Here is a 23,151-nt window from a genome sequence, read left to right as displayed (position 1 = left end):
GCGGCAGTTGGGGTTACCCCGACCGCCGCACGGCAACGAAGTGCGCAGGCGGCTCCGGGGGCTTGGGCAGGAAGCTGGTCCCGTTCATCCGTACATACCTGGGCACGTTCGCCCGTACGCCGACACTCGGCTAAGGGTCAGAGAAAAGAGCGCATCACCACGACCATTCGACCACCTCCATCGAGGGTCACGAGGGCGCCACCGACACCAGTACCGCGCCCGAACAGCCCATTCCCCAGCGAAGACTCCGACTTCATCAGGTGCGGCGGAGTACCAGGGAGGGGCCAGCACAGCCGGCTGCGCCTGACGGCACATCGGCGAGCTAGGTGTTTGCTTCCAAGCGCGGGCCGACTGCCTCAGACTGTTGCGTCCGTGGCGGTCCCTGATGTCGGCGGCCGGCTGTTCAGCTGGAGCCCCATGATGCTCAGGAGATCTACGCAGCAGGAGTCGAACGTTGACTGGAGCGTGAGCGGCTCGTAGAAATTGGTGAGATGCGGAGGGGCCTGCATGGCGAGTTCTCGTTGACTTGCAGCGTAGTCGGCGGCGGCCATCAGGTGCGCTTGACGTGTCTCGGCGAACTGACCGTCTGTGACCTTTCCAGCCTTAAGCGCGGACACCGCAGCGAGTCTGGCATCAATGAGCCGGAGGACCGACTCGACCGTCAGCAGCGCGGCTGGGTGTCCCAACTCTCTCCGAACGCCATCGGGCTCGAACACCTCACGGACAACGGCTTCCAAGCGGGAAGGATCAGCCCGCCCGGTGTAGGCAACCTCAGCCATGGCGTCGACGAGCTCGCGCCTAGCAGGTGGGGCGGCGGCTGGATGGTCCAGTTGTCCCAGGAGCAGACGTGCCTGCGCTCGTGCCCGCTTCCGGTTAGACACCTCGTTGGCCTTCAGCCAAGTCATCAGTGCGCGTCTCGCCTGGCGGAGCGGTACGAACTCGTCGCCCCAGTACAGCCAGATGAACACCGGGATGGGCGCCAGGCTCGTTACTCGCGAGGCTTTGGCGCGTTTCGCGAGGAGCGTGAGGAAGAGCTTTCGCTGATGGGGAGCGTAGAGGGCCTTGCTGGATCCCAGGCCTCGCCCTCGTGGCTGGCGACGCGGCCGGTCCAGCAGACCGAGGCTTACCCAGTCGGTGATTAGCCGGGTTGTGGCCTGGTAGCCCTCGGCCCGAGCATCCGTGACCAGATCATCGATGGTGCCGGGTTGGGCGAGATCCATACTTTAGAAACTACACCACATCGGCGCTCGTGAGATCGGTGAAGTCTCTGGATCTCGCAGCTTCAAGCGTCCACACTCGTATGGGCATGACACGCCACTCCGGCCCTTTGGTCGGAATCAGCCAGCTCGACACGTAGGGGAGGTGAGAGGAATGAGGGATCTACGCCAGGTCATCAAGTGGGTGGCTGCCGTGGCCGTGGCCGTTCAGGCGGTTCGCACTGCGCACACCTTGACGCGTCAGACCTTCCGTCTCTGACGGTCGTGCGCGGACCGGTCGGGCTGGCAGCTGTCCTGGCATTTCGGGCACCTGCCAGCCCCGACGCGCCGGCTTCACCCTCCTGCGACACCGCATCCTGCTCGGCCAACCACCGCTCTCCGTCAACCGCTTGCGGCCGTTGACCTTCTTCCCGCTGTCGTAGCCGCGGGTGTCGGAGTGCACGGTGTCCGCGGCCCTGACCGACTGGGAGTCGATGATCCCCGCGGTCGGCTCAGCCGCCCGGTCCTGGGCCAGGCGGACCTGCTCCCGCAGCTCGGTGAGGATCCGATCGGTCACACCCCGCCGGTTCCAACGCTGGAAGTGGGAGTACACCGTCTGCCAGGGCGGGAAGTCCACCGACAGATACCGCCACGCGGCACCCGGTACGCACCACGTACAGGATGCCGTCGACGACCGCCCGACGAGGATGCTTCTCCGGCCTACAGCATCGACGTCGAGATCGTCACCAAAGACCCACAGATCAAAGGCTTCAGCGTGATCAAACGCCGATGGGTCGTCGAACGCACCATCGGCTGGCTCATGCACCACCGCCGACTCGTCCGCGACCACGAAACCCAACCCCACAACTCCGCCAGCATGATCACCCTCGCCATGATCGACAACCTTGCCAAACGCCTCACCGCCGAAACCACCCCAACATGGCGAGAACCCCTAAAACCACAACATGCACAAAATGCGTGAATCAGACGTCCTCTCACAGCCAATGGGCCACCAACCGGGGCTCAGCTGGGCATGAGCCGATGCGATGGCGATCCGACGATCAATAGGTGGCCACTCACCGCATGCCGCGCAGTACCTCAAGCATCCGCCGACGGACCAAACTCTCATTGCCCGACTCGATTACCCGAAGCAGCACCACGCCCGTCAGGTAGTCGGCTGCTAAACAATACCGGGACCCGGTCCACGCGACCCTCAGCCCGATCGCTGTGCGCAGGTTGACGTAGTCGTTGGTTTCGGTGTCGCTTTGGTCCTTGCGCACCGCAGCCCAGTAGCCGTTGATCAAGTCGTCGTTATCAGCCATGCCCGGACGTTAGGGGCGGTTGACGCTGACACGCCACAAGGTGTCATCCGCCCGACAGTCAGCTCCCAGCTGAGCTGCCCTTCATTGAGGCGCGACCTACCCGGAGTACGCGCCGGGCGGTCTGGAACGGCTGCAGCTCCCACCGAAACTGCCCTTCATGGCCACCCCCGTGGCGGGCGCAGGTCGCAATAGCGCCGGCCGGGGACCGGGCGGCGGGGCAGGGCGCTGTCGGCACCCCTCGTTTACCCCCCGAAAACCCACGTCGATGGTGACAAGCAGTGACAGGAAGCGATCATTGCGCGGACATGGTTGGGCAGCTCAGTGCCAATTCCTGGCAGACGGGGACAACATTGGGGTCGCTACTTTCGGTAACCGCGGGTTGTCGACTCTTATCATCGTTGCGCAGCGTCGAGCGCGAGGGACGCATGGATGGTCCTCGAGGACCGGGCCGAGCGTCGAGGCCGGTTGGACTGTGCCCGCAGCCCGGCTTCCCAGACGCCGCGCGACCGCAGTGGTACGCCCTGAGCCCTTCGACTCTTCCGGGCTGCGACCGGCCGGGCCCGGTTCGCCTCCGGTCGAGTTCGTCCCTGCGGTAGTACGTCGGGGAGTTTCGTCAGAGCATGCACGCGGGAACCAGCGGCTGCCCGGCACGCCTGGGCGGCCTTTCGCCGCAGCACCGGGGCCGGTTCTTCCCTCGGGGTGTCTCGCTCTAAGCGGCGACTGCTCCGGCTCGGCGTTCGCAGGCTCGTTCGTTCGCCGGTCGCGGCGAGGGGCGCTTCGGACCTCGGCCAGGTCCAATGTCCCGCCCCGCTCGGCGACGACCTCCGTGTGGGAGGTCGCGGGGATCCAGGTAACTCGGTCGCGGTGCCGGTACGGCAACCACGACCCGTGCAAAGTGCCTTGCAGCAGGTGGTCCAGGTGGGGACGCGCGCCGCACGGGAACGCTGCAGTGGTGGCGGCCTTCTCGCGGCTGTAGCTTGAAGGTCGGGTAGAGGTGCAGGCGCCCGCACAGCATCGGTGCCGGGCAAAACCTTCACCGAGTTGCGATGCGTCCTTTAGGGTTCTGAGCCGGGATCCGTCAACGGCGCTGCGTCTCCTCGTACTCGTGCACGGCCTTGCGTGCCAGGACGTCGATATCTGCCAGAATCCTTCCGGGTGGTGCGGTCAGGTCGAGCGGGTGGTGCACGACGTCAATCTCGGTATTGCGGATTCGACGCGGGCCGGGTTCAGATGTGCCCTGCGCGTAGATGAGCCACCCGAGGGGAAGGTTCAGCGCTGTGCAGTACGCAAGCATCTGGTACGCGTCGGAGTTCGGGTAACCCGAGTTGGCGCCTTCGAGCTTGTACTTCGCGTCGAAGACCGCGACGGGCTGGCCATTGATGACATGAACAACATCGGGTCGGATAGAGATAGTCCGGTCAACATCGAGGTGCGCCGGGTACTGACCGTCAGTGTGCCCGGGATACGGGGCCAACGCCTCGCGCAGGGCGGCTATGACGAAGTCCTCGAAGGCCTTGGCCATGTTCACGACGAACGCGGCCATGGAGACGCCACCAGGGCCAGGCTCTGCGGACTGGTAGTGGAGAACCAGCTGTGCCAACCTGAGGGCGGGGGTGTACCGAGCGTTCAGCCGACTCGTACGCCAGGTCGGTAGGAGCGCTCCGTGCGGTAGCACCCGTACGCCGTCGAGTCGACCGTCCAAGTGGGCGAGGCGAGCCTGCGCCCCAGCAGGCAGCCGGGGAACCGCCATCATGCGCCGCAAGGCCGTGCGTAGGATCTGGTTCTCGGCGATGTCCGTGGCGTACTCGTCGAAGCGCACCTCGATCGGCAGCGGTATGCCGGGACGGCGGGCGAACTGGTCAGCGAAACGGATCCGGCCGCGGACCAGCGGCAGCGACTCGTCGACCGACACATAGCCCTGTAGGACGCCTGGGGCGAGCGCGCGCTCGGCCTGCCGGATCAATGACTCGGCCAGTGCCGGCCACAGGTCCGGTTCGGGGGTAGCGGTGACGTCTTCCGGCCGGAACCCCGGGTGCATGGCGTAGCCAAGCAGGAAGAGCAGTCGGGCGATCCCCACCTTCGGTTGCACCTGGACGTCGAGTCCGTCGATGCGGACCGCGCCGACCTTGCCGGTGGGCAGCAGGCGCCACCAACCACCGCCTTCAGGACGCACCTCAACGAGCCCAGTGCTGCTCAGCGCGCTTGCGGCATCGTCATCGAGCTGCCGCAGCGCGCCGGCCTTGTCGAGCTCGGCGAGGTTGACTGGCAGCCCGCTCATTCCGATGGTGACGCTTCGTCGGTGTTCGTAGGTGAGTTGCCACCGTCCGCCGGAGTGGCGCGGGCGCGGATGGCCGCGAGTCCGAATCGGTTGCGAATTTGGGTCCGGGTGAGCCGTCCGTAGTAGTGCTCCTCCAGTAGCGGCATCAGGTCGTAGCGCCATACCCGGTCGAGCGCAGCCTCGCTGTCGAGGTTCGGTTTCATCAGGTACGACGGGCCGATCTTGAAGTCGTGGTCTTCCTCGCCGATTGACTCGTTGAGCGTCGCCAGCAACGCGGCGCGTTCGTCACCATCCTTGCCGTTCGCGGTCAACCAGTTGACGAGCACGTCACGTACGGGCGGATCGTCGGGGTGTAGCTCGATGAACGCGAACCGACGCCGGATTGCGGCGTCCACCAGGGCGATCGAGCGGTCGGCGGTATTCATCGTGCCGATGATGAACACGTTGGGCGGTAGGTTGAATGCCTCGGACGGGGAGTATTGCAGGCGAATGGTGGCCTCGCGGTACTCCAGCAAGAAGTACAGCTCGCCGAAGACCTTCGCCAGGTTCGCCCGGTTGATCTCGTCGACGATCAGCACGTACGGCTTCTCCGGGTTGTTCCTGGCCTCGGCGGCGATCTCCCGCAGCGGGCCAGGTGTCTTGGCGAAGCTCACCGTCCCGCCGTCAGCGCCTTCGATGGGACGGAACCCCTCGAAGAAATCCTCATAGGCGTACGACGGGTGGAACTGCACGAGGCGGACCGCGTCGCGCTCGGCGACGTGCGCTGCGAGCGCCCGCGCGAGGTAGGTCTTGCCGGTTCCCGGCGGCCCGTAGAGGACGATCTGTGAGCGTTCCTGCCACAGCTCCAGCAGGCCCTGCAACCACGGCCGGTTGATGTACAGCCGCGTCGCCAGGGCATCCGTGGCCGCCGGTAGCTTGGGGACAGCACGTTCCGTCGACTGCACCCGGTCCGGCGTGCTCGGCGTCTCTGGTGCCTCCGCATCCACCTCGACAAGGGCAGCTAACACGTCCAACGCGCCGGTCAGGTCGACCACCGTGCCCTGCTGATCGAGCTCGGCCGGCAACGGCGCCGGCAACGCGTCGACCGCGATCGGGGCCACCGTCAGCCACCCAGTGGACCGACGCAGGCGCGCACCGCCGTCAGTCGGGTTGTACTCCGGATCGCCGTCAAGGGCACCGACATGCAGCTGGTCGTCAACGAGTGTGGCGACGATGTCGTCGCTGTCCATCTGCGAGAGGAATGCGTGGTACTCGTTGGCCAGGCTCACCCGCTGGGCGTAGTCCAGATGCTGGTAGCCTGCCTCGATGGCGGCGCGGACCTCAGCCCTGGATGCGCCTGGGGAGACCTCGGCCAGGTGGGAAGCGGCGAGCGAGACGAACGACTCCGCTTTCCAGCGCCCCACCAGGTCGTGGCCGCCTTGCCGAGGTCGGACCAGCCAGGCCCGACGCTCGCCCGGTGGTCGCTCGGCCTGCTTACGCCACTGCGCGACGAACGGCTGCTGGTAGAAGTCCACCGGTTGCCCGAGCTGACCCTGAATCCTGACCGTGGTGGCGAAGAGATCCCGGTTGAGGTCACCGGTCGACTTCGTGAGTGGCTCAGCGAACGCGTCGCGGATCGATTTCTTATGAGCCATGTTGAGGATCGGCAGGAAGTGCGACGGGAATCCCAGGTACAGCAGCTCCTCGCGCAGCGACGGCATGAGCTTGTACTGATAGATGACGTCCTGCCACACCCACGGGTCGGTGAACGCCTGCTCGCGCTCATCCTGTGGCAGCGACCACCAACCGCAGACAAACTCGACCGCGTCTACCAGCCACTTCCACAGCATCGTGTGGGCGCCGATGCCTCCGTTCCAAGTGCCCTGCGCGAAGGCCGCAAGGACGTGGTCGGGAACGGCGACCGGCTGGCGCATCCAACTTAAGACCGTGGTGACACGCGTACGAAGCGTCGCGGCACCCAGGTTGGTCAACGGAAGCCCTTGAAGCGTCAACAGCTCAGCAGCGAGCTGGATGGCATCATCAGAAGCGGAGGCAAGCTGACGATGCAGCTTGACCATGAACTGATCCCCGCCAAGATCAGGTTGCTTGTTGTAGTGGCGGTGTAACTCGCTTGCCGTGTTGGGGCTCCACACCGACTGCTCAGGCGTAAACAGTGATCGGCCGTGTAGAAGGCCATGCTCGAGGAGCTCTCGACCGACCTGCCGGACCAACTCGTCGTTACGCGACGGCATGATCACCTGGCTGCCGCTCATGCAACCGCCTCATCTCGTACAAGGTGACGTGCGCTCTGACTGCACAGCGGAGGGACAAGTGTGCTGTGCGACTTTCGGGCGTTGATTGCAAGCTGCATCGCAGCGTTGACCTCCAGAATCATCCGCTAGGTGCGGTATCACCACTGGTTTCTCGACACGCTCAAGGACCACCTGGAAGGTGTCCGTGAAAGCTGACCCGGCCTCAGCTCATCAGACTGGTGACGGCTTCGGCGCGCGCCCGCAGCAGCGGTAGAAGGCCTGCGCCGGGTATGGAGGGGTCGCCGTGCACGATGATCTGGGTGAGGTGATCGCGGCTTTTCGGGTCCAAGACTCGCTCGACGATGGCAGTGCGTGCCTTGGAATCGATCTCTATGCTGAACCGATGGAGTCGCCGCCTAATGGTCTTCGGTCGCACGGCACGTCGGACTGTGGGTGGGATGGAACGTGTGAGGAACTGGTCCCCGAGGTACTTCCGGAACTCTGGAATTCCCGCCACGACCAAGCCGATAAGGCCGAGCCCACCGACTAGCCCGGCTGCCCCCACGGGGCCGCCGCCGATCGCGATCGCGGAGCCAGCCGCCGCAGGCAAATTAACTAAGGCGGCGACAAGAACTGCAAGGGAGGCCGCTCCGGTGAGCGTGGCGAGTGCCGGGCCGATCACCGGGCCACGGAACCGTGCATCCTGGCCCACGGCATGACCAACCAAATGATCATTGATGTAGACCAGTGGCAGGTCAAGGGCGTCGTCGTCGATGTGGTATCGCCGGCATACCGGTGTGGTGAGCGCGGAGACCGCCTTCATCAGGTCGTACTGCCACGGTTGAAGTGCGCCGCCTAGTGCAGCTGTGCCCTGTGGGCTAGCCAGCCATGCAGTGATCCGTTCGTCGATGCGGCTGGGTAACTGGTTCAGGGTGCCGGATGTGGCTTCTCTCCAGGCTAGAAACTCCGGGACGACGAACCGCTCTGTGAGGTTGTCGGCGACGCAGCCGGCCAGCGCCTTCGCGTAGGCGGGCAGTTGATCGTACACGGTGTCCCGTAGCTGACCGGCCAGGTTGTCCACCTCGCGGAGGAAGCCCTCTGCGCGGACCCGGGCGTCGCCGCTGAGCGCCAGTCCACGGGCGACCGCCAAGTGCGGCGGCCACGGGCGTATCGGCGCCAAGCCGGTTTCCTCAGTGATGATCTCAGCTAGGAATGGCATGCGGGAACCACCGCCGGTGAGACAGATGCGGTCTGGTGGCTGATGCAGAGAACGAAGAGCGCGGCGTACGTCGTCGAGGAACCGATGCCGCCAGGAGCGGCCAGACAGCTCCGCAAGGGATTCGCCCAGCGCCGCAGACACATCGGGCTCAGCGATTGACCAGCCGCGCAGCTCGATCGCATCATCGATGTGTTCGGGGGCGGAGACCCGGACGCGATGGGTGGAGGTGTTGCGATCGATGAGGATGTTAAACCACGTTTCCTTCGCCCGCCTGACCTCAAGGAGCAGGCGGTCGCGGTCTTGTGGCCGGGTGGCAAAATGTGCGGCAAAGTCGAGGTCCGAGGTGTCACGGTCGATGAGGTGCCGCAGCAGCGCGACGTCGATGATTGATGCACCAAGCGACGGTGTCTCAGGGCCCGAGATCTCGACGGCCTCAAGGTCTTCGACCAATGTGATATCGGTGCTGAACGATCCAACGTCAATGATCATGACGCGGCGTCGCAGGTCGTCATCGTTCAGGTCGCCGGAGTGTCTCAGCGACAGCAACACCGCCCTTGACTCGGGCACCAGTTGCAAGTCCATGGCACCCAGACCATCGGTCAGGGCGTTAGCGTAGACGGCCAACTCGCGCGAACCGGCCGCCCATCGCACCGGGTGCCCAGCGACGAACTGGGTCTGATCGCTGGCGATGGTCATGCGCCGGACGATACTGTCCCGAATGCCACGGGAAAAGCGCACGATGTCGTGGGCAGTCTCCTCGTCAGCCACGGTGAGGTTCGACTTCAGGCGTGTCCGCAGGAAATCCGAGTCCGCCATGACGGCCGAGGTGCCGATCACGGTGGTGGTCCCGGACTCACCCAGCACTGTGGGGATGCAGGTCTCACCGGAGTCGAGCTCGACCTCGGCCATAGCCTCGCTGCGCCCCACTGGCAGCCGCGTGACCACAGTGTCGCCGTCACCCAGATCGACACCGAGAACCGTCTCGATCGGGGCTCGGAACGTGCCCATGTAAGTAGCGTTTCGGACCAGTGGCAACGAGGCTATCGTGTCGGTGGCGAACTGCCGAGGCGCGTTTAGCCCTCGCGACCGCATGAGCTGCTTGGTCTGCATGAATATCTGCCCGAGACTCAAGGTCTCGCCAGCGTCCGGTAGACCTCGCTGGAGAGCGTCCAGCAGCGCACCGGTGAAGCCAGTGTTACGGGCCCCCGGGGCAGCGAACGCATACTCTCGATCGGTGGTGGCAGCCAGGAGGTAGGTGCCTTCCGTATTCACTGCGTCGTCGAGGTCCTCGGCAGCCATGGTTGCGGTGATCGCGGCCCCGGCAAAGCAGCAGTCGAGAATCACCACGCGGCGCCTGGCCGGGAATCGGCCCTGGTCGGTGAGGATCGCTCGCAGAGCGTTGTAGCCAACCGCAGTGAACGGCAAGTTCGCCGGGTCGCTATCGGTCAGCATGAGGTGGAGCTCTCCCGTGACCACCGCCTTTGCCCCGTGCCCGGCGAAGTAGAACAGCAGGGTGTCTTCCGCGTGTTCAGCCGCGAGGATCAGCGCATCGCTGACCACGCGCGGGCTCGCCGGATCCGGAAGCCGCAGGCAGTTCGACGGGGAGAGAAACCCGACATCCCGGTCAGTGAGCACCCGGTACAGATCGTCAAGGTTTCGGCGGACTCCAGGGAGTGGGCTGAGACTGTTGCCGACCCCGTATCTCGCCGCACCGACCAGGACAGCCCTGGATTTGGTTCGGCTGGGAAGGTCCATGTCCGCCGCCTCTACTCGGCGCTGCCGGGCGGGGCGTCATGCCCCAGAGCCTCTGCGACCAGGGCCTCGACATGCCGGACCCCGGATGCAGTGATCTCGATCGGTTCGCCGCTGCGCCCAGTCAGCCGTACAGTTACAGTGCCGGCTCGTTGTTGTTCACGCTCAATGAGGTAGCCCGAGACCGCCTTCGCGACGGCCCGAACGACACCGAGCAAGACCGTGCTTCCGGCCAGTGCCGGAACGACGACCTCAACGTATTGAAGAGCGGACATCGTGTCGTCCGGGCCATTCTCATACCTTTCACGAACACGGCCACGGAGTTCAGCCTGCGCGCCGAGCGCAGTGAGTAGGTCGCCGATCGCCCTGTCGTCGTCTGTGCGGAGCTGGAGAGTATCCACGGCCACTCCTCGAGTCGCTCCTCGCCAACGGCCCAACCACACCATCGTGCCCCTTGACTGTATCCCTTTAGGATCCACCGCCGGTCAAGGCGACAAATGCCACCGGCCACCTGTAGCTGCTCCTGATGATGGGCACGTCGCGGCACTGGTCTACGATGCCCCCGTTTACCCCCCGAAAACCCCTGCCAAGCGTCGACTATCAGTGACCGGAGTTGGCAAGTTAGTAGCATGTCTATGCAGGTCAACGGCACATATTGATGATCAGCGGCAGGTTCGATACCGTGACTTTCGGTAACCGCGGGTTCGGGGTTCGAGTCCGTGGCCGCACCAGCGAGCGAAGCCATACTCGTGAGGCCACCTCTTGGGTTGGCGGGGCGGTTAGCCGGAAGGCCGGGGCACCTGTTGTCAGCGTAGCTAGGGACAACAGTCGATCATCACGACATCGTCTGCGCCAGGCGATGGTGGGGCCACGGTATCGATCACCCCTCGGACACGAACCAGATCCCAACGGTGCGCGGCAAGGTCAACACTTGCCCGCACCGTTTGTTTTTCCGGGTTGTACGCCAGGTGCAGCCCGAGGCTGCGGTAGACCTCCAGTTTGCGTTCCGGCTCGGCGTTGCGTAGTGCGTGCACGAGGTCTCCGAATTCGTGGACGACGGCGGTGATCTGCTCCTCGGTGAACCGCTGCGGGCTGTCCGTTTCCTGAACGGCTGGGGCGTGCTGGAGTCGTTCGGCGCGTTGGCGTTCGGCCTGGGTCTCGGCGGCCCAGGTGGTGACCACGGCCGTTACACCGCAACAAACGCCACCGAACCTAACAATGCACTACTAGGTCCCACTCGCATTGGCGGGTGACTCATCGGTTGAGTACCCGGGTGATGCCTGCGACGACGGCAGTGGTCAATGTCCATCCCACGAGAATTAGCAAGGCTGCGACGTACTGGCTGACACCGTTGGGGCGCCACGTTCCGTCGTGTCCGAGGTTGACGATCGGTAGGAGGAGATCGAGGGCTTGCAGCGCGGGGTTGTGGTCCGGGGTTGCGCCAGAGCGGGGTGTTGATGGCTGAACCGTGAACGTCAGTGTGCCGATGGCCCAGAATGCGACCAGCCACATGCCAGCGAGCCAGGTGCGGTAGCCGTAGCCGACAACGCCGTCGAGGAGGTACCCAAGGATCCGGGCCGGAAAGTTCAGCGCCGCCCTGCGCTGGCGCTGTTTTTCTAGGAGGACACGTCTGGCTTCCTGGTCTTGGCCGTTGTGCCGGTACTGCGCGGCCAGCTGTTCGTAAGGCTGGGGGGCGTAGCCGTCGGGGCTTCGGCGCAGCCAGTCCAGGCGCTGTCGGACGGTGACCTGCCGCGGTGGCAACGGTGCCCCGCGAGGTGCTGGCGATCGCGCGAGCAGCAGTTGGTAGGTACATCCGATCAGGTCGAGTTCCGCAGGCCAGGTTGCAGGGTGGTCGAAGATCGAGTCGGCCTGCAGGCCACTGAGACGTACCCGACCCACCGGCGGCGCCGCGAACGTCAACCAGAGGCTCCCGATCTGAGCACCACCGACGTGTAGGGCCCAGATGTCTGTGGTGCTAATCCGCGCCTCGGTGAAGTTCAACTGGTTGCCGATCTGTGCGTGGACCAGGATGATGCCGCCTTCGGCGGCGAACCCGTACCGGGCGGAGAAGCTGCCGCCGACGGTCAGTCGGCTTGCATCGATGGCCGGGCCGGCCGGGTTTCGCACGGTGGCACCGCTGAACAGAACGTCGCCGCCAACAGTTGCCGCGGAGAGCCAGATCCGACCGAACGCGCTGAACCCCGCTCTGGCGCTGAGGTCGCCGGTCACGGCCATTCGCGCGGCGGCGAGCGCGGGGCCTTCGACGGCCGCGCGCAGCGCGGATCCATCGAGGGTCAGGGATCCGCCGATCCGCGCGTCGCACACGTTGACTTCACCGGTGATCGTGCACCTCGTCAGATCGAGATCACCACGCACCTGCAGTAGCCGGGCACGGAAGCCGGGCAGTGTGCATTCGGAGAGAACCAGGTTCGCGGCGCTGGCGTTGGTCAGATCCAAGACGTGGGTAAACGTCGACCCGGTGATGGACACTGGCATAGTGATGTCGGCTTGCCGAACGTCGAGCCGGCCGAGGACTGTGGCGTTGCGCAACCGCAGCGCGACCCCTGGATAGGCGGTCCGGTCGACCGCTCGCGTCAGTAGATCGGCGACGAACTCGGCACGGACCGCATGAGTTGTGCCGCCAAGGTCAAGGTCGTCCCCCCGCAGGAATGCGTTCCGGAGCCGTCGTTCTGCCGGATTCAACCGTTCGCGAAGTCCACGCACGACAGCGATGGTCTCAGGTCGTCACCACCCGGCCAAGCCTCCCGGCGTGGCACCAGCTGTGCGTCCTTCCCACGAGCGGGCGTCCGCGTAGTCGCGCATCAGCAGCCCCAACGGGTGAACCTCTCTTCTGGTGCCGCGTTCGATGCAGTTTGCCGCGATGCTCCTCAGGAGCGCGGGGAGGCCCGTATCCGGTCTGCGATTGCTGCTCGGTCGCTTCCAGCTTTGATCGGGGTTTCGTCGAGAGCGGAGAGGAGGGCCGATCGGTCAGCGGTGCTCAGCCTGTTCCAACCTGCTTCGGCCAGTAGGAGACCCTGGTACTGCTCGTTGCCGGAGCGGGACTCCGTGATTGCGGCACGGATCGTCTCCGCGTCGGCCAGCGACGGGTCGCCTCTCATCAGCCCGAGGGCGAGAACCCGGACGACCGGTGCCCCTTCCGTGAAGAGCCTCCTGACCTCGGACGGGTCGAACTTTCGGTACGTCGCCAGCGAGGCCGCACGTTCGACCAGCAGATCCTGTAGTACGACCCTGACTGCGCGATTCTCCTCGCCTCGGAACTCTTCACGCACGATCGCGTAGGAATCCGCGAGGCTCATCAGTTTGCTGTCGCCCAGAATTTGCGCCGCCTACGGGGCGATCTGCGCGAGATCCGACACCAGTCCCAGGCTCACACCGTCGAGGCCGATCGCCACCTCGCTCAACCGGTCGACGACGAGCGGGCTGGCGAACAACAGTGCGCCTGCCGCGATGATGGCGATGACCGCGCTGCCGTCGCGACCCTGCACGATCTCCCACGACCCGATACCGAGCAGCGCCAGCCCCACAAACCCGACGCCCCACCGCCAGAATCCCTTCACGGCCGAGATCCAACCACGGTTCCTTATGCGATGTTGTCCTGCGTCGCCGGTATAGGGCGGCTTCGTGTCAGGCAGCGAAGGTCCCGCATCATCGCTGACCTGGTCGAACCCGACTCGGAGGTTTCACCATTTCTGCCGACCCTTTTCACCCACCCACCGGCAAGTTCTGCCGGTTGCGGCGGAAACGGCGACGAGTGACGGGGAACTGAGACCACCGCCGCTCACGCAAGGAAGCAGGGAACGCGAGGTAGTCGGCCACGTCGGCACCAAGGGATCATCCTGCATGCGCGGGAGCAGAGGATGACCATCGACATGGTGCTGCCGGCGGTGGACCACCCCGCAGGCGCTGGAACCACGCGTCGCTTCAGGAGCACGAGCTGACGCTGCCACACCACGGACACTGAACTACGGTGCTGTGGTGCAGGAATGCGAGGTTCAGCGGGCGATGCAGGTAGCCGTGTCGAGTGCCTCATCGCTCGGCCTGACCGTCCACAATGCTGCCGTCCTGCACAACTCGAACACGCTCACCCTGAGGTTGGAGCCCTGCGCCGTGGTCGCCCGGGTCGCGGCGGTAGCGCACCAGTGCGCCCAGCTTGAAGTGGATGTTGCTCGGCGGTTGGCCGAGGTCGGGAGTCCGGTGGCCACGCTGGAGTCGCCCGAGGTCTTCGTCCGGGGCGACTACGTGGTCACCTTCTGGACCTACTACGAACCGGCGACTACTCGATCACTGTCGAACGCGGAGTATGGCGGCGCGCTCGAACGTCTGCATGCTGGGATGCGTAGGGTCGACCTGCCCGTCCCGCATTTCACGGACCGTGTTTCTGCGGCGCAGACGCTCGTGGCCGACCATGTCCGAACGCCGGAACTGGTCGACTCGGATCGGGTCTTCCTCGCCAGCACGTTGGACCGTATGCGACGCGCGGTCAGCGAGAGCGGCCGACCCGAGCAGCTTCTGCACGGTGAACCCCATCCAGGCAACCTGCTCTCGACCCGGGGCGGCCCGCTTTTCATCGACTTCGAGACCTGTTGCCGGGGGCCGATCGAGTTCGACCTGGCCCACGCACCCGACGAGGTCGGTGACCACTACCCGGGCGTCGACCGCCGGCTGCTCCGAGACTGCCGGACCCTCATGCTGGCGATGATCACCACGTGGCGCTGGGATCGCGACGACCAGTTCCCCCACGGCCATCGGCTCGGCGTCGAGTGGCTGAGCGAGCTCCGGCAGGCAACGGCTCAGCCTGGATAGGCAAGTCGACTCACGTCCTCGAAAGCGCAGCCCGGCCCCGCCCGCGCGGGGAGCAAGTCGGCCCGCGCTGCGGCTACGGCGTGACGGCGGTCACGATGCCCGATATCGGCTCTCCGATCCGCATCGTCGTGACGCGCCGGCCGGTTCCGTCCGGTGTAGCCAGCTGCAAGTCATTGCCCGGTGACCAAGAGACGAACAGTCGTCCGGCGAGGAGCACGCCCTCCAGCGGGCCGTCTGGTCCGTGGACGATGCCTGTGACCACTGGGTGCGGGGTGATCGGTTCCGGTCCGAAGCCGCGCAGGACGTGGAGGCGCCGGGCGATCTCGCTGGCCGGCACTTCCGACCGGCTGGGCGCGTCACGGGCCGCCAGCAGGTCGGCGCGGACCTGGTCGGCCCATCCGCCTTCGATGACGCCGAGCTTGATGCAAAGGGCGAGGTAGACGCACTTGAGTAGACCGATTGACCACCGCTTGTGCTCCGGGGTGTCGTACTCCATTTCGACATTGCCGGCGGCCAGGATCTCGGCATATATTTCGTCAGACTTGCCGGCCGGCAGGAGCACATATTCGCCGCTTTCGGTCCAGCGCCTCAGCAGCCGGCCGGTCTTACGCTTACCGCGCACGGTTTCCGACGCGAACCACGTCGTCAGCGCGCCCTCGTACCAGTCGAGCAGATCAACTTCGACCCTGCTGCCGAAATCGTTGTTGCACCGATTGCACGTCCAGGTCATCACCTTGCCTCCGAGACTGCCTGGCGGCACGTGCTCCTTTTCCGTTGCTGCCGGGTCGCCGCAGATCGGGCACGCGTCGAATCGCCGCGCGCGCAGCACCTCGACCAGCTCCAGTTCCCACCGCTCGGCCGGACCCGGCGTCTCGTTCGTCGCGTCGATGCTTCGGCCATCGGGAAGTTGGATGGAGATCGAGTCTGGTGCACGCCTCGCCATCCGACGAGGCTATCGGGTCGTGCCAGGTTTGGAACCAGCGTTCCATGGCGATTTTATCCGGGGTATCCAGAAGTCGCTGAGCACGACGGCGATCCCGGCGTCGGCCGGGATCGTGCACCCCGACGCGCCTTCCATGCGGCAGATCCGGGTGCCTGATCTTGGTGAGCCGTGTGGGCCGGATGGAAGGCACCCCCGATGGCTCGGGGGAGTGGCGACGTTGCGTTCTGGATCATCGGCTGAACGGATGGCTGGCGGCGATGATCGGCTATTTCCATGGGCGACGGACACCCTGCGACGTCTAGGAAGGAGGCATGGCCAACGAGCGGACCGTTCCCCTGCTGCCCTGCGCGTCCATTGATGACATCGAAGCCTTCTACGGAGTTCTCGGTTTCCGTACCACGTATAAGCAGCGCAAGCCCAACGCGTGCGTGGGGGTGCAGCGGGAAGACCTGCATCTGCAGTTCTTCGAGATCGCCGGATTTGACCCGGAGCAGTCCTACGGCTCATGTCTCGTACTCACCGCGGACATTGAGGGACTACACCGGGCGTTCGCCGCTGGCATGCGCGCCGCGTACGGCAAGGTTCTGGTGTCGGGAACGCCGCGGATGACCCGGCCCAGGGCGCGGAAGAACGCCGACGGGTGGGGTGGGTTCAGTGTCATCGACCCGGGCGGCAACTGGATCCGCGTCTTTCGGGACGCCGCCACCGCGCCGGTGCCGGCCGCCACGCCTGCCGGGCGGCTGGCCAAGGCTCTGGCGAATGCCGTCGTGCAGGCCGACTCCCGAGGAAGCGTAGGACAGGCCGTTCGGATCCTCGACAGCGCCCTCGCCCGCCCGCAAGCCGACGACGACCCGGTCGAGCAGGTAGAGGTCCTGGTCTACCGCGCCGAACTCGCGATGGTGCTGCACGATCCAAAGACTGCGGCCGAGATGCTGACCCGTACCCGCTCCGTCACGCTCACGGAAGACGAATCCGAAAGGGCAGCCGCCGCGTTCGACAACGCCGCCGACCTCGCCGCAGCATTGCGGTAACTCACCAGACGAACGCCTCCACCATCTCGGCCACGTCCGGACGCCGGGTGACCTCGAGAGCAGTCACCGCCCGTGGTACGCGGTCGGCGGCAGATCCGGATACCCGAGTGTGAGTCAGGCCGGTTCAGGATTACCGTCTCGTGATGACCTTCGACTTCGGTATTGCCGGCTACCAGCCGGCCTGGCTGAACGGAGCTGCTGAAGTCGCCGGTCGTCACGCGCGACGGTTGCGGGGTCTCGTGGGCCGGCGGCTGACGTCCAGTTGGGTGGTGTGGGATGACGATGACAACACCTGGTTTGCCGACTGCCCGGTGGTGTTCGACTTCGACGACGAGCGCCTTGAGGTCAATCATCAGAAGTTTGATGATCTGTCGATCACGTACAGGTCGATCGACGTGACGCGCAAGCCGGTGTGGCCGACCTCGGACGGCTTCCGGCTCCGCTGGCGCAACGATGCTCCCGCACTGTTGGCTGCCCGGCACGGGCAGCGGCTTGAGGCGGTGGAGCTTCTGGAGCGGGCCGGGGGTGACCTGGCGGACGGTGCCGTGGCGTTGGGCCTGCGATTTGCGAACGGCTGGTTGACGATCTACAACGCGATGGACGAGAACGGGGTTGAGGAGGGCGATCCCTCCCTGCGGTATCGCCGACACCGACTGGGGTAAGCCTGCAACTGCATGACTCGACCGAGTGCGATCAGCTCACCGAAGAGTTGCGGACGTCCGCGCAGCGGTCCCAGTTGTCGGCGCTGACTGTCGGCCTCAGTGGCCCGCACGGTGGGCGTAGGATCCGCCGACCGAGGCGTGGGTTACGGTGGGTGACTAACAATCCGACGATGAGGCTGCAGATGATCAATGTCCAGGAGTTCGCGCGACGGCTGAGTACCCTCGGAGCTGATGCGTTCACCAGCGACGACGTCGTGGACCTGGCGACCGCGGCCGATGTTCGCATCAGCGCAGACGTCGAGATCGACGCCACCGTGGCGCAGCGCCTGCTCGACCAGATCTCGCCCACCCTGCCGGTCACCGGGGCCCAGATCGCGGCGTCGCAATGGCCGCCACCGGAGTCTTCCCGTCCTGCAGCGCCTTTGGTGTCGTTCTCCAGCCCTGGTGCCGTCGACGGACCGGCTGATCAGCCGACCCGACCCCGCAGGTCTGGGTCTGCGGGTAGCGGTCGGCGACCCGGCTCCCGACGAACTGGCAGGTGAACGTGCGGAAGGCGATGCGGTTCGCCGTGGCCGCCGCCGTTCTCAGCCTGAGCGCCCCCCTGCCCGCCACGCCGGCCGCCGCCGTGGGCACCCAGACCATCTACATGAACGTGTCCGGATCGGACTCGGCCGCGGGTGCCATCCCGGCCGCCGCGGTGAGAACGCTCGGGCGTGTCGAACAGCTCGTCGCGGCCGGCCCCTCCAACCACGACGTCGAGGTGCGCCTCCACGCCGGCAGCTACCTGGCCCAGCAGACGATCTGGCAGACGTACCGGCCGGGGGTCTGATGTCCAACGCGAGTATCGGCCCTGGTGGTTACGCTCAGGGTTGACTGTGGTTCACTCCGAATAGTGATCATGTCGTCGTGGCCGCACTCGCCCCGTCGACCACCACCTGCGCAACATCGTCCATCGGCTCGGCATCCGGTCCCGTACCGGGCTTGCCCGCGCGCTGCACTGAACCCGGCGCGGCGGCGGGCGGCGACGGTCAGGGCAGTACGACGGTACGGGCGCCCTCGCCGCGGGCCATCCGGTCGAACGCCGCCGCGGCGCCGTCCAGGCCGGTCCGGTCGGTGATCAGGGTGGCCGGGTCCAGGGTGCCGTCGAGCACGGCGCGGGCCAGCTCGGGCAGGTCCCGGTCCGGGTCGGACCAGCCGTACACCGAGGAACGCAGGGTCCGCCCGGAGTGGAAGATCTCCAGCGCGCTCAGGCTGACCACGTCGTCCCGCGCGCCCATCCCCACGACGGTGACCTGCCCGCCGCGTCGGGCGGCCCGCCAGGCGGCGCGGATGGTCACGCCGCGGCCGACGCACTCCAGGGCGTGGTCGACGCCACGCCCGTGGGTGCGCTCCCGGATCGCCCGGCTCAGCGTGTCGTCGGCGACGAGGAAGTCGGTGGCCCCGGCGGCGGTGGCCAGTTCGGCCTTGGCGGGCGACACGTCGACGGCGAGCACCGGATCGGCGCCGGCGGCCCGGGCGGCGGAGACCACCGACAGGCCCACCCCGCCGAGACCGATCACCGCCACCGAGTCGCCGGGGGCCACCCGGGCGGTCCGGCGTACCGCGCCGACCCCGGTGAGCACGGCGCAGCCCAGCAGGGCCGCGGTGGCGAACGGTAGTTGCGCCGGAACGTCGATCACCGCCTCCTGTGGCACCACCACCTCCTCGGCCAGCGCGCCGAGGCCGAGGGCGACGTGCAGCGGTGAACCGTCCGAGGTTCGGCCCCGGGCGGTCGCGGGGGAGCCCGTCCGCTCGCAGAACCACGGTTCGCCGCGACCGCAGTACCAGCACCGCCGGCAGGGCGGCGCCCAGTTCAGCACGACGTGCGTGCCGGGTCGGACCCGGTCGACGCCGGGGCCGACCTCGATCACCTCGCCCGCCGCCTCGTGTCCGAGCACCAGCGGGTAGGGCGACGCGACCGTGCCGTTGACCATGGACAGGTCCGAGTGGCAGACCCCGGCGGCCCGTACCCGCACCCGTACCTCACCCGGCCCGGGGTCCGGCAGCTCCACCTCCTCCACCGTCAGCGGCTGGTCCACGCCGCGGGCGAGCAGCGCCCTCATCGCTGGATCGCCTTGGTCTGGAGGAACTCGTCGAGCCCGTAGCGACCCAGTTCCCGGCCGAGGCCGGACTGCTTGTAGCCGCCGAACGGGGCGAGCGGGTTGAACGGTGCGCCGTTGATGTCGACTGCTCCGGTGCGGATCCGCCGGGCGACCCGCACCGCCCGCTGCTCGTCGGCGGACCAGACAGCGCCGGCCAGGCCGTACCGGGAGTCGTTCGCGACGGCTACCGCTGCCTCGTCGTCGTCGACCGGGATGACGGCGAGCACCGGTCCGAAGACCTCCTCCTGGGCCAGCGCGCTGCCCGGGTCGACGTCGGCGATCACGGTCGGGGCGACGAACCAGCCCCGCTCGGGCAGCACCGCGTCCGGGCCGCCGGCGATCAGCCGGCCGCCGTCGGTGAGTGCCCGGGTCACGTGGCCGGTCACCCGGTCCCGCTGCGCCGCGGAGACCAGCGGGCCGAGCCGGGTGTCCGGGGTGAACGGGTCGCCGGTCCGGTAGCCGTCCGCGGCCTTGGCGACCAGGTTCAGCGCCTCGTCGTAGCGGTCGCGGTGCACCACCATCCGGGTCCAGGCGGTGCAGGTCTGGCCGGAGTTGAGGAAGGCGTTGCCCACGCCGACCTTCACCGCGGTGGGCAGGTCGGCGTCGTCGAGGATCACGTTCGCGGACTTGCCGCCGAGCTCCAGCGCCACCCGGGCGATCCGGTCGGCGGCCAGGTGCGAGATCCGCCGGCCGGTGGCGGTCGAGCCGGTGAAGGAGACCATGTCGACGTCCGGGTGGGCGGCGATGGCCTCGCCGACCTCGACGCCGGTGCCGGGCACCAGGTTGACCACCCCGGGCGGGAAGCCGGCCTCGTGGATCGCGTCGAAGAGCAGGTACGCGGTCAGCGGGGTCAGTTCGCTGGGCTTGAGCACCACCGTGCACCCGGCGGCCAGCGCGGGTGCCAGCTTGGCCATCACCTGGTGCAGCGGGTAGTTCCACGGGGTGATCGCCCCGACCACGCCGACGGGCTCGCGGACCACCAGCGAGTTGCCGACGGTCTCCTCGGCGGGCGGCCGGGCGGCCAGCTCGACGTAGCTGCGCAGCACGGTCAGCGGCAGGCCGACCTGTACCCGGGCGGCGACCTTCAGCGGGGTGCCCAGCTCCAGCGCGACCGTCTCGGCGGCGGTCGCGGCCCGGGCGGCCAGCGCGGTGTGCAGCCGGTCCAGGGCGGCGGACCGCTGCGCCGGGGTGGTGTCGGCCCAGCCCGGGAAGGCGGCACGGGCGGCCGTGACGGCGCGGTCGACGTCAGCCCCCGTGCCGGCCGGGACGCTCGCCAGCACCTCCTCGGTCGCCGGGTTGTGCACCGCGATGGTCTGCCCGCAGGAGGGGGCGACCCACGCCCCGTCGAGATAGATGTCGGTTCGTGTGAGATCCATCGCGCCCCTCACGGCGGTCGAAAACTAGCGCTGCAAGTTTCGACTCTAGTGCCCCGGATCGGCTGGCGGGAGGGGTGGTAGCGGCCCGATGTGCTCCTCGTAGGTGCGGGAGAGCCCATGGATGAGCGCGTCGAGGCCGAGCGCGAAGGCGCCCTCGTCCACCTGTTGCTGATGCTCGGCGAGCCGGTGCGCCTGGGTCAGGTGCGGATACCGCTCCCCGTACAACCCCGGGTCCTCGACGAAGCCACGGGCGAACGATCCGAGCGCGGAGCCCGCCACGAGGTAGCGCATCAGCGCGCCGATGTGCGTCGCACGCGCGGGTGGCCAGCCGGCAGCGACGAGCCCGCCGTAGACCGCGTCGGCCATCGTCAGCGCCGCCGGCCGCCGGCCCGGCCCGCGGGCCAGGTACGGCACGATGTTCGGGTGTGCGGCCAGTGCCGCCCGATACGAGTGCCCCCACCGGCGCAGCGCCTCGCGCCAGTCGAGGTGCCCGAAGAAGGAGACGTCCACCTGGGCGGTGACGCTGTCGGCCACCGCGTCGAGAATCTCGTCCTTGGTGGCGAAGTGGTTGTAGAGCGAGGGCCCGCGTACGCCGAGTTCGGCAGCGAGCCGGCGGGTGGAGAACGCCTCCAGCCCGTCCGCGTCGATCAGCGCGGCGGCGGCATCGACGATCCGCTGCCGGCTGAGCAGCGCCTGCCTCGGCCGGGGCATCCGCGCCTCCCTCGCTCCCTCGTCGGTCCGCGGCAACTCTGCCACAGCCGGGTCTGGACGTACTTAAACTTGCAGCGCTAGTTTATGCTGCATGGACCTTCAGCTCTCCGCGGACCAGGCGGCGGTTCGTCAGCTCGCCGCCGAGTTCGTCGACCGTGAGGTGGTCCCGCACGCCGCGGTCTGGGACCGGCGCGAGTCGGTCGACCCGGAGATCGTGGACAAGCTCGGCCGGCTGGGCTTCCTCGGGCTGACCATCTCCGAGGAAGACGGCGGGTCCGGCGGCGACCACCTCTCCTACTGCCTGGTGCTGGAGGAGCTCGGCCGGGGCGACTCCGCCGTCCGGGGCATCGTCTCGGTGTCGCTCGGGCTGGTCGCCAAGGCCATCGCCGCGCACGGGTCCGCCGCGCAACGGGCCGAGTGGCTGCCCCGGCTCTGCGCCGGCACCGCGCTCGGCTGCTTCGCCCTGACCGAACCGGACAGCGGCTCGGACGCGGCCGCGCTGACCACCCGGGCGACCCGCGACGGCGGCGACTGGCTGATCACCGGTGCGAAGACGTTCATCACCAACGGCACCGTGGCCGACGTGGTCCTGCTCTTCGCCCGCACCGGCGGACCCGGACACCGGGGCATCAGCGCGTTCCTGGTGCCCACCACCGTCGCCGGGCTCACCCGGAGGGAGATCCACGGCAAGCTCGGGCTGCGCGGGCAGGCAACCGGTGAGCTGCGCTTCGACGCCGTCCGGGTGCCCGACTCGGCACGCCTCGGCGCGGCCGGCGGCGGGTTCCGGCTGGCCCTGGCCACCCTGGCCAAGGGCCGGATGTCGGTGGCCGCCGGCTGCGTCGGTATCGCCCAGGGCTGCCTCGACGTGGCGGTCGGCTACGCCGGGCAGCGCACCCAGTTCGGCAAGCCGATCGCCGGGCACCAGCTGGTGCAGCAGTTGCTCGCCGCCATCGCCGTGGACACCGCCGCCGCCCGGCTGCTGGTGTGGCGGGTGGCCGACCTCGTGGACCGGGGCGAGGCGTTCGCCACCGAGGCCTCGATGGCCAAGCTCTTCGCCAGCGAGGCAGCGGTCCGGGCGGCCAACAACGCCGTCCAGGTCTTCGGCGGGTACGGCTACATCGACGAGTACCCGGTCGGCAAGTACCTGCGCGACGCCCGGGTCGCGACCCTCTACGAGGGCACCAGCCAGATCCAGCAGCTGCTCATCGGGCGCGCGCTCACCGGCGTCAACGCCTTCTAGCGGAAGGGGGAACCGTGACCGGATTCGCCGACCGGGTGGCCGTCGTCACCGGCGCCGGGCAGGGCATCGGCATCAGTGGATGGTCGCCGAGCACACCCCGCTGCGCCGGGTCGCCCAGCCGACGGAGATCGCTTCGGTGATCGCCTTCCCGGCCAGCGACGACGCGTCGTACGTCAGCGGACAGACCCTGTACGTCAACGGCGGCGCGCGCTGAGGCGCGCCGGC

Annotated in this window: 21 protein-coding genes and 3 pseudogenes; 8 read left to right on the top strand and 16 right to left on the bottom strand. The window is 67.3% G+C overall.

Annotated features, from left to right (window positions below; translation table 11 throughout):
• Window positions 1–356 precede the first annotated feature (356 nt).
• From ACN268_RS10995 to ACN268_RS10985, 3 genes and pseudogenes are all read right to left on the bottom strand, one after another.
• Window positions 357–1,220, bottom strand: a complete 864-nt coding sequence (locus tag ACN268_RS10995) for a hypothetical protein (RefSeq protein ID WP_421483084.1) — start codon at window positions 1,218–1,220, stop codon at window positions 357–359.
• A 382-nt stretch (window positions 1,221–1,602) separates the two neighbouring features.
• Window positions 1,603–1,701: pseudogene (locus tag ACN268_RS10990) on the bottom strand (IS5/IS1182 family transposase); the annotation flags it as partial.
• A 104-nt stretch (window positions 1,702–1,805) separates the two neighbouring features.
• Window positions 1,806–1,918, bottom strand: a pseudogene (locus ACN268_RS10985) (transposase); the annotation flags it as partial.
• A gap of 5 nt (window positions 1,919–1,923) precedes the next feature.
• Between ACN268_RS10985 and ACN268_RS10980 the strand changes: the two are divergent.
• Window positions 1,924–2,178, top strand: a pseudogene (locus ACN268_RS10980) (transposase); the annotation flags it as partial.
• Between the two features lie 94 nt (window positions 2,179–2,272).
• Here the strand turns inward: ACN268_RS10980 and ACN268_RS10975 are convergent.
• The 9 genes from ACN268_RS10975 to ACN268_RS10935 all read right to left on the bottom strand — a co-directional run bounded on the left by ACN268_RS10975 (window position 2,273) and on the right by ACN268_RS10935 (window position 13,576).
• Entirely contained in the window at window positions 2,273–2,518 is a 246-nt protein-coding gene (locus ACN268_RS10975; protein ID WP_421483082.1) for a hypothetical protein, read from the bottom strand.
• A 1,078-nt stretch (window positions 2,519–3,596) separates the two neighbouring features.
• A complete protein-coding gene (locus tag ACN268_RS10970) occupies window positions 3,597–4,796 on the bottom strand; it encodes an McrC family protein (protein ID WP_421483081.1) in 1,200 nt (399 codons plus the stop codon).
• Entirely contained in the window at window positions 4,793–7,048 is a 2,256-nt protein-coding gene (locus ACN268_RS10965; protein ID WP_421483080.1) for an McrB family protein, read from the bottom strand. Before ACN268_RS10965 ends, ACN268_RS10970 begins: the two co-directional genes overlap by 4 nt.
• 202 nt (window positions 7,049–7,250) lie before the next feature.
• Window positions 7,251–10,001 (bottom strand): caspase, EACC1-associated type, encoded by a 2,751-nt coding sequence (locus tag ACN268_RS10960; RefSeq protein WP_421483078.1) that lies wholly within the window; start codon window positions 9,999–10,001, stop codon window positions 7,251–7,253.
• Window positions 10,002–10,012: 11 nt separating this feature from the next.
• A complete protein-coding gene (locus tag ACN268_RS10955; protein WP_421483076.1) occupies window positions 10,013–10,399 on the bottom strand; it encodes an effector-associated constant component EACC1 in 387 nt (128 codons plus the stop codon).
• 414 nt (window positions 10,400–10,813) lie between these two features.
• A complete protein-coding gene (locus tag ACN268_RS10950) occupies window positions 10,814–11,179 on the bottom strand; it encodes a hypothetical protein (RefSeq protein WP_421483075.1) in 366 nt (121 codons plus the stop codon).
• Between the two features lie 73 nt (window positions 11,180–11,252).
• Window positions 11,253–12,722 carry a hypothetical protein gene (locus tag ACN268_RS10945; RefSeq protein ID WP_421483073.1) on the bottom strand — a complete coding sequence of 490 codons (1,470 nt, stop codon included), beginning with the start codon at window positions 12,720–12,722 and terminating at the stop codon, window positions 11,253–11,255.
• Between the two features lie 164 nt (window positions 12,723–12,886).
• Window positions 12,887–13,315 carry a hypothetical protein gene (locus tag ACN268_RS10940; protein ID WP_421483071.1) on the bottom strand — a complete coding sequence of 143 codons (429 nt, stop codon included), beginning with the start codon at window positions 13,313–13,315 and terminating at the stop codon, window positions 12,887–12,889.
• A gap of 30 nt (window positions 13,316–13,345) precedes the next feature.
• On the bottom strand, window positions 13,346–13,576 hold the full coding sequence (locus tag ACN268_RS10935; RefSeq protein WP_421483070.1) for a hypothetical protein: 231 nt from the start codon (window positions 13,574–13,576) through the stop codon (window positions 13,346–13,348).
• A 418-nt stretch (window positions 13,577–13,994) separates the two neighbouring features.
• Between ACN268_RS10935 and ACN268_RS10930 the strand changes: the two genes are divergently transcribed.
• Window positions 13,995–14,822, top strand: a complete 828-nt coding sequence (locus tag ACN268_RS10930) for a phosphotransferase family protein (protein WP_421483068.1) — start codon at window positions 13,995–13,997, stop codon at window positions 14,820–14,822.
• Between the two features lie 73 nt (window positions 14,823–14,895).
• On the opposite strand, the gene ACN268_RS10925 is transcribed toward ACN268_RS10930, so the two are convergent.
• Complete coding sequence (locus tag ACN268_RS10925; RefSeq protein ID WP_421483066.1) at window positions 14,896–15,765, bottom strand: HNH endonuclease; 870 nt, start codon at window positions 15,763–15,765, stop codon at window positions 14,896–14,898.
• A 311-nt stretch (window positions 15,766–16,076) separates the two neighbouring features.
• On the opposite strand from ACN268_RS10925, the gene ACN268_RS10920 reads away from it, so the two are divergent.
• From ACN268_RS10920 to ACN268_RS10905, 4 genes are all read left to right on the top strand, one after another.
• A complete protein-coding gene (locus tag ACN268_RS10920; RefSeq protein WP_421483064.1) occupies window positions 16,077–16,796 on the top strand; it encodes a VOC family protein in 720 nt (239 codons plus the stop codon).
• Window positions 16,797–16,939: 143 nt separating this feature from the next.
• Window positions 16,940–17,458 (top strand): hypothetical protein, encoded by a 519-nt coding sequence (locus ACN268_RS10915; protein WP_421483062.1) that lies wholly within the window; start codon window positions 16,940–16,942, stop codon window positions 17,456–17,458.
• A gap of 170 nt (window positions 17,459–17,628) precedes the next feature.
• Window positions 17,629–18,000 carry a hypothetical protein gene (locus ACN268_RS10910; RefSeq protein WP_421483060.1) on the top strand — a complete coding sequence of 124 codons (372 nt, stop codon included), beginning with the start codon at window positions 17,629–17,631 and terminating at the stop codon, window positions 17,998–18,000.
• Window positions 17,997–18,287, top strand: coding sequence for a hypothetical protein (locus tag ACN268_RS10905; RefSeq protein ID WP_421483058.1), 291 nt, complete (start codon window positions 17,997–17,999; stop codon window positions 18,285–18,287). The genes ACN268_RS10910 and ACN268_RS10905 overlap by 4 nt, the downstream gene beginning before the upstream one ends.
• Window positions 18,288–18,486: 199 nt before the next feature.
• On the opposite strand, the gene ACN268_RS10900 is transcribed toward ACN268_RS10905, so the two are convergent.
• From ACN268_RS10900 to ACN268_RS10890, 3 genes are read right to left on the bottom strand one after another with little or no spacing between them, the layout of a single operon-like run.
• Window positions 18,487–19,560, bottom strand: coding sequence for an alcohol dehydrogenase catalytic domain-containing protein (locus ACN268_RS10900; RefSeq protein WP_421483057.1), 1,074 nt, complete (start codon window positions 19,558–19,560; stop codon window positions 18,487–18,489).
• Window positions 19,557–20,975 (bottom strand): aldehyde dehydrogenase family protein, encoded by a 1,419-nt coding sequence (locus ACN268_RS10895; RefSeq protein WP_421483056.1) that lies wholly within the window; start codon window positions 20,973–20,975, stop codon window positions 19,557–19,559. Before ACN268_RS10895 ends, ACN268_RS10900 begins: the two co-directional genes overlap by 4 nt.
• Before the next feature lie 45 nt (window positions 20,976–21,020).
• On the bottom strand, window positions 21,021–21,686 hold the full coding sequence (locus tag ACN268_RS10890) for a TetR/AcrR family transcriptional regulator (RefSeq protein ID WP_421483055.1): 666 nt from the start codon (window positions 21,684–21,686) through the stop codon (window positions 21,021–21,023).
• Window positions 21,687–21,777: 91 nt separating this feature from the next.
• Here ACN268_RS10890 and ACN268_RS10885 point away from each other — a divergent pair, with 91 nt between their 5' ends.
• Entirely contained in the window at window positions 21,778–22,926 is a 1,149-nt protein-coding gene (locus ACN268_RS10885) for an acyl-CoA dehydrogenase family protein (RefSeq protein ID WP_421483054.1), read from the top strand.
• Between the two features lie 79 nt (window positions 22,927–23,005).
• Window positions 23,006–23,140 carry an SDR family oxidoreductase gene (locus ACN268_RS10880; protein ID WP_421483053.1) on the top strand — a complete coding sequence of 45 codons (135 nt, stop codon included), beginning with the start codon at window positions 23,006–23,008 and terminating at the stop codon, window positions 23,138–23,140.
• Window positions 23,141–23,151 lie beyond the last annotated feature (11 nt).

It is taken from the genome of Micromonospora sp. WMMD735 (genome assembly GCF_049178995.1).
Classification (GTDB): domain Bacteria; phylum Actinomycetota; class Actinomycetes; order Mycobacteriales; family Micromonosporaceae; genus Micromonospora; species Micromonospora wenchangensis.
The sequence above is the reverse complement of the archived record's forward strand: the minus strand, read 5'-3'. Positions and strand labels throughout refer to the sequence as shown.

Excerpts from the sequence above, each read along its gene's own strand:
- ACN268_RS10960 (WP_421483078.1), bottom strand. The coding sequence starts at position 10,001 with ATGGACCTTCCCAGCCGAACCAAATCCAGGGCTGTCCTGGTCGGTGCG.
- ACN268_RS10965 (WP_421483080.1), bottom strand. The coding sequence starts at position 7,048 with ATGAGCGGCAGCCAGGTGATCATGCCGTCGCGTAACGACGAGTTGGTC.
- ACN268_RS10915 (WP_421483062.1), top strand. The coding sequence starts at position 16,940 with ATGACCTTCGACTTCGGTATTGCCGGCTACCAGCCGGCCTGGCTGAAC.
- ACN268_RS10880 (WP_421483053.1), top strand. The coding sequence starts at position 23,006 with ATGGTCGCCGAGCACACCCCGCTGCGCCGGGTCGCCCAGCCGACGGAG.
- ACN268_RS10975 (WP_421483082.1), bottom strand. The coding sequence starts at position 2,518 with ATGGCTGATAACGACGACTTGATCAACGGCTACTGGGCTGCGGTGCGC.
- ACN268_RS10970 (WP_421483081.1), bottom strand. The coding sequence starts at position 4,796 with ATGAGCGGGCTGCCAGTCAACCTCGCCGAGCTCGACAAGGCCGGCGCG.
- ACN268_RS10940 (WP_421483071.1), bottom strand. The coding sequence starts at position 13,315 with ATGAGCCTCGCGGATTCCTACGCGATCGTGCGTGAAGAGTTCCGAGGC.
- ACN268_RS10885 (WP_421483054.1), top strand. The coding sequence starts at position 21,778 with ATGGACCTTCAGCTCTCCGCGGACCAGGCGGCGGTTCGTCAGCTCGCC.
- ACN268_RS10920 (WP_421483064.1), top strand. The coding sequence starts at position 16,077 with ATGGCCAACGAGCGGACCGTTCCCCTGCTGCCCTGCGCGTCCATTGAT.
- ACN268_RS10900 (WP_421483057.1), bottom strand. The coding sequence starts at position 19,560 with ATGAGGGCGCTGCTCGCCCGCGGCGTGGACCAGCCGCTGACGGTGGAG.
- ACN268_RS10995 (WP_421483084.1), bottom strand. The coding sequence starts at position 1,220 with ATGGATCTCGCCCAACCCGGCACCATCGATGATCTGGTCACGGATGCT.
- ACN268_RS10910 (WP_421483060.1), top strand. The coding sequence starts at position 17,629 with ATGAGGCTGCAGATGATCAATGTCCAGGAGTTCGCGCGACGGCTGAGT.
- ACN268_RS10890 (WP_421483055.1), bottom strand. The coding sequence starts at position 21,686 with ATGCCCCGGCCGAGGCAGGCGCTGCTCAGCCGGCAGCGGATCGTCGAT.
- ACN268_RS10895 (WP_421483056.1), bottom strand. The coding sequence starts at position 20,975 with ATGGATCTCACACGAACCGACATCTATCTCGACGGGGCGTGGGTCGCC.
- ACN268_RS10925 (WP_421483066.1), bottom strand. The coding sequence starts at position 15,765 with ATGGCGAGGCGTGCACCAGACTCGATCTCCATCCAACTTCCCGATGGC.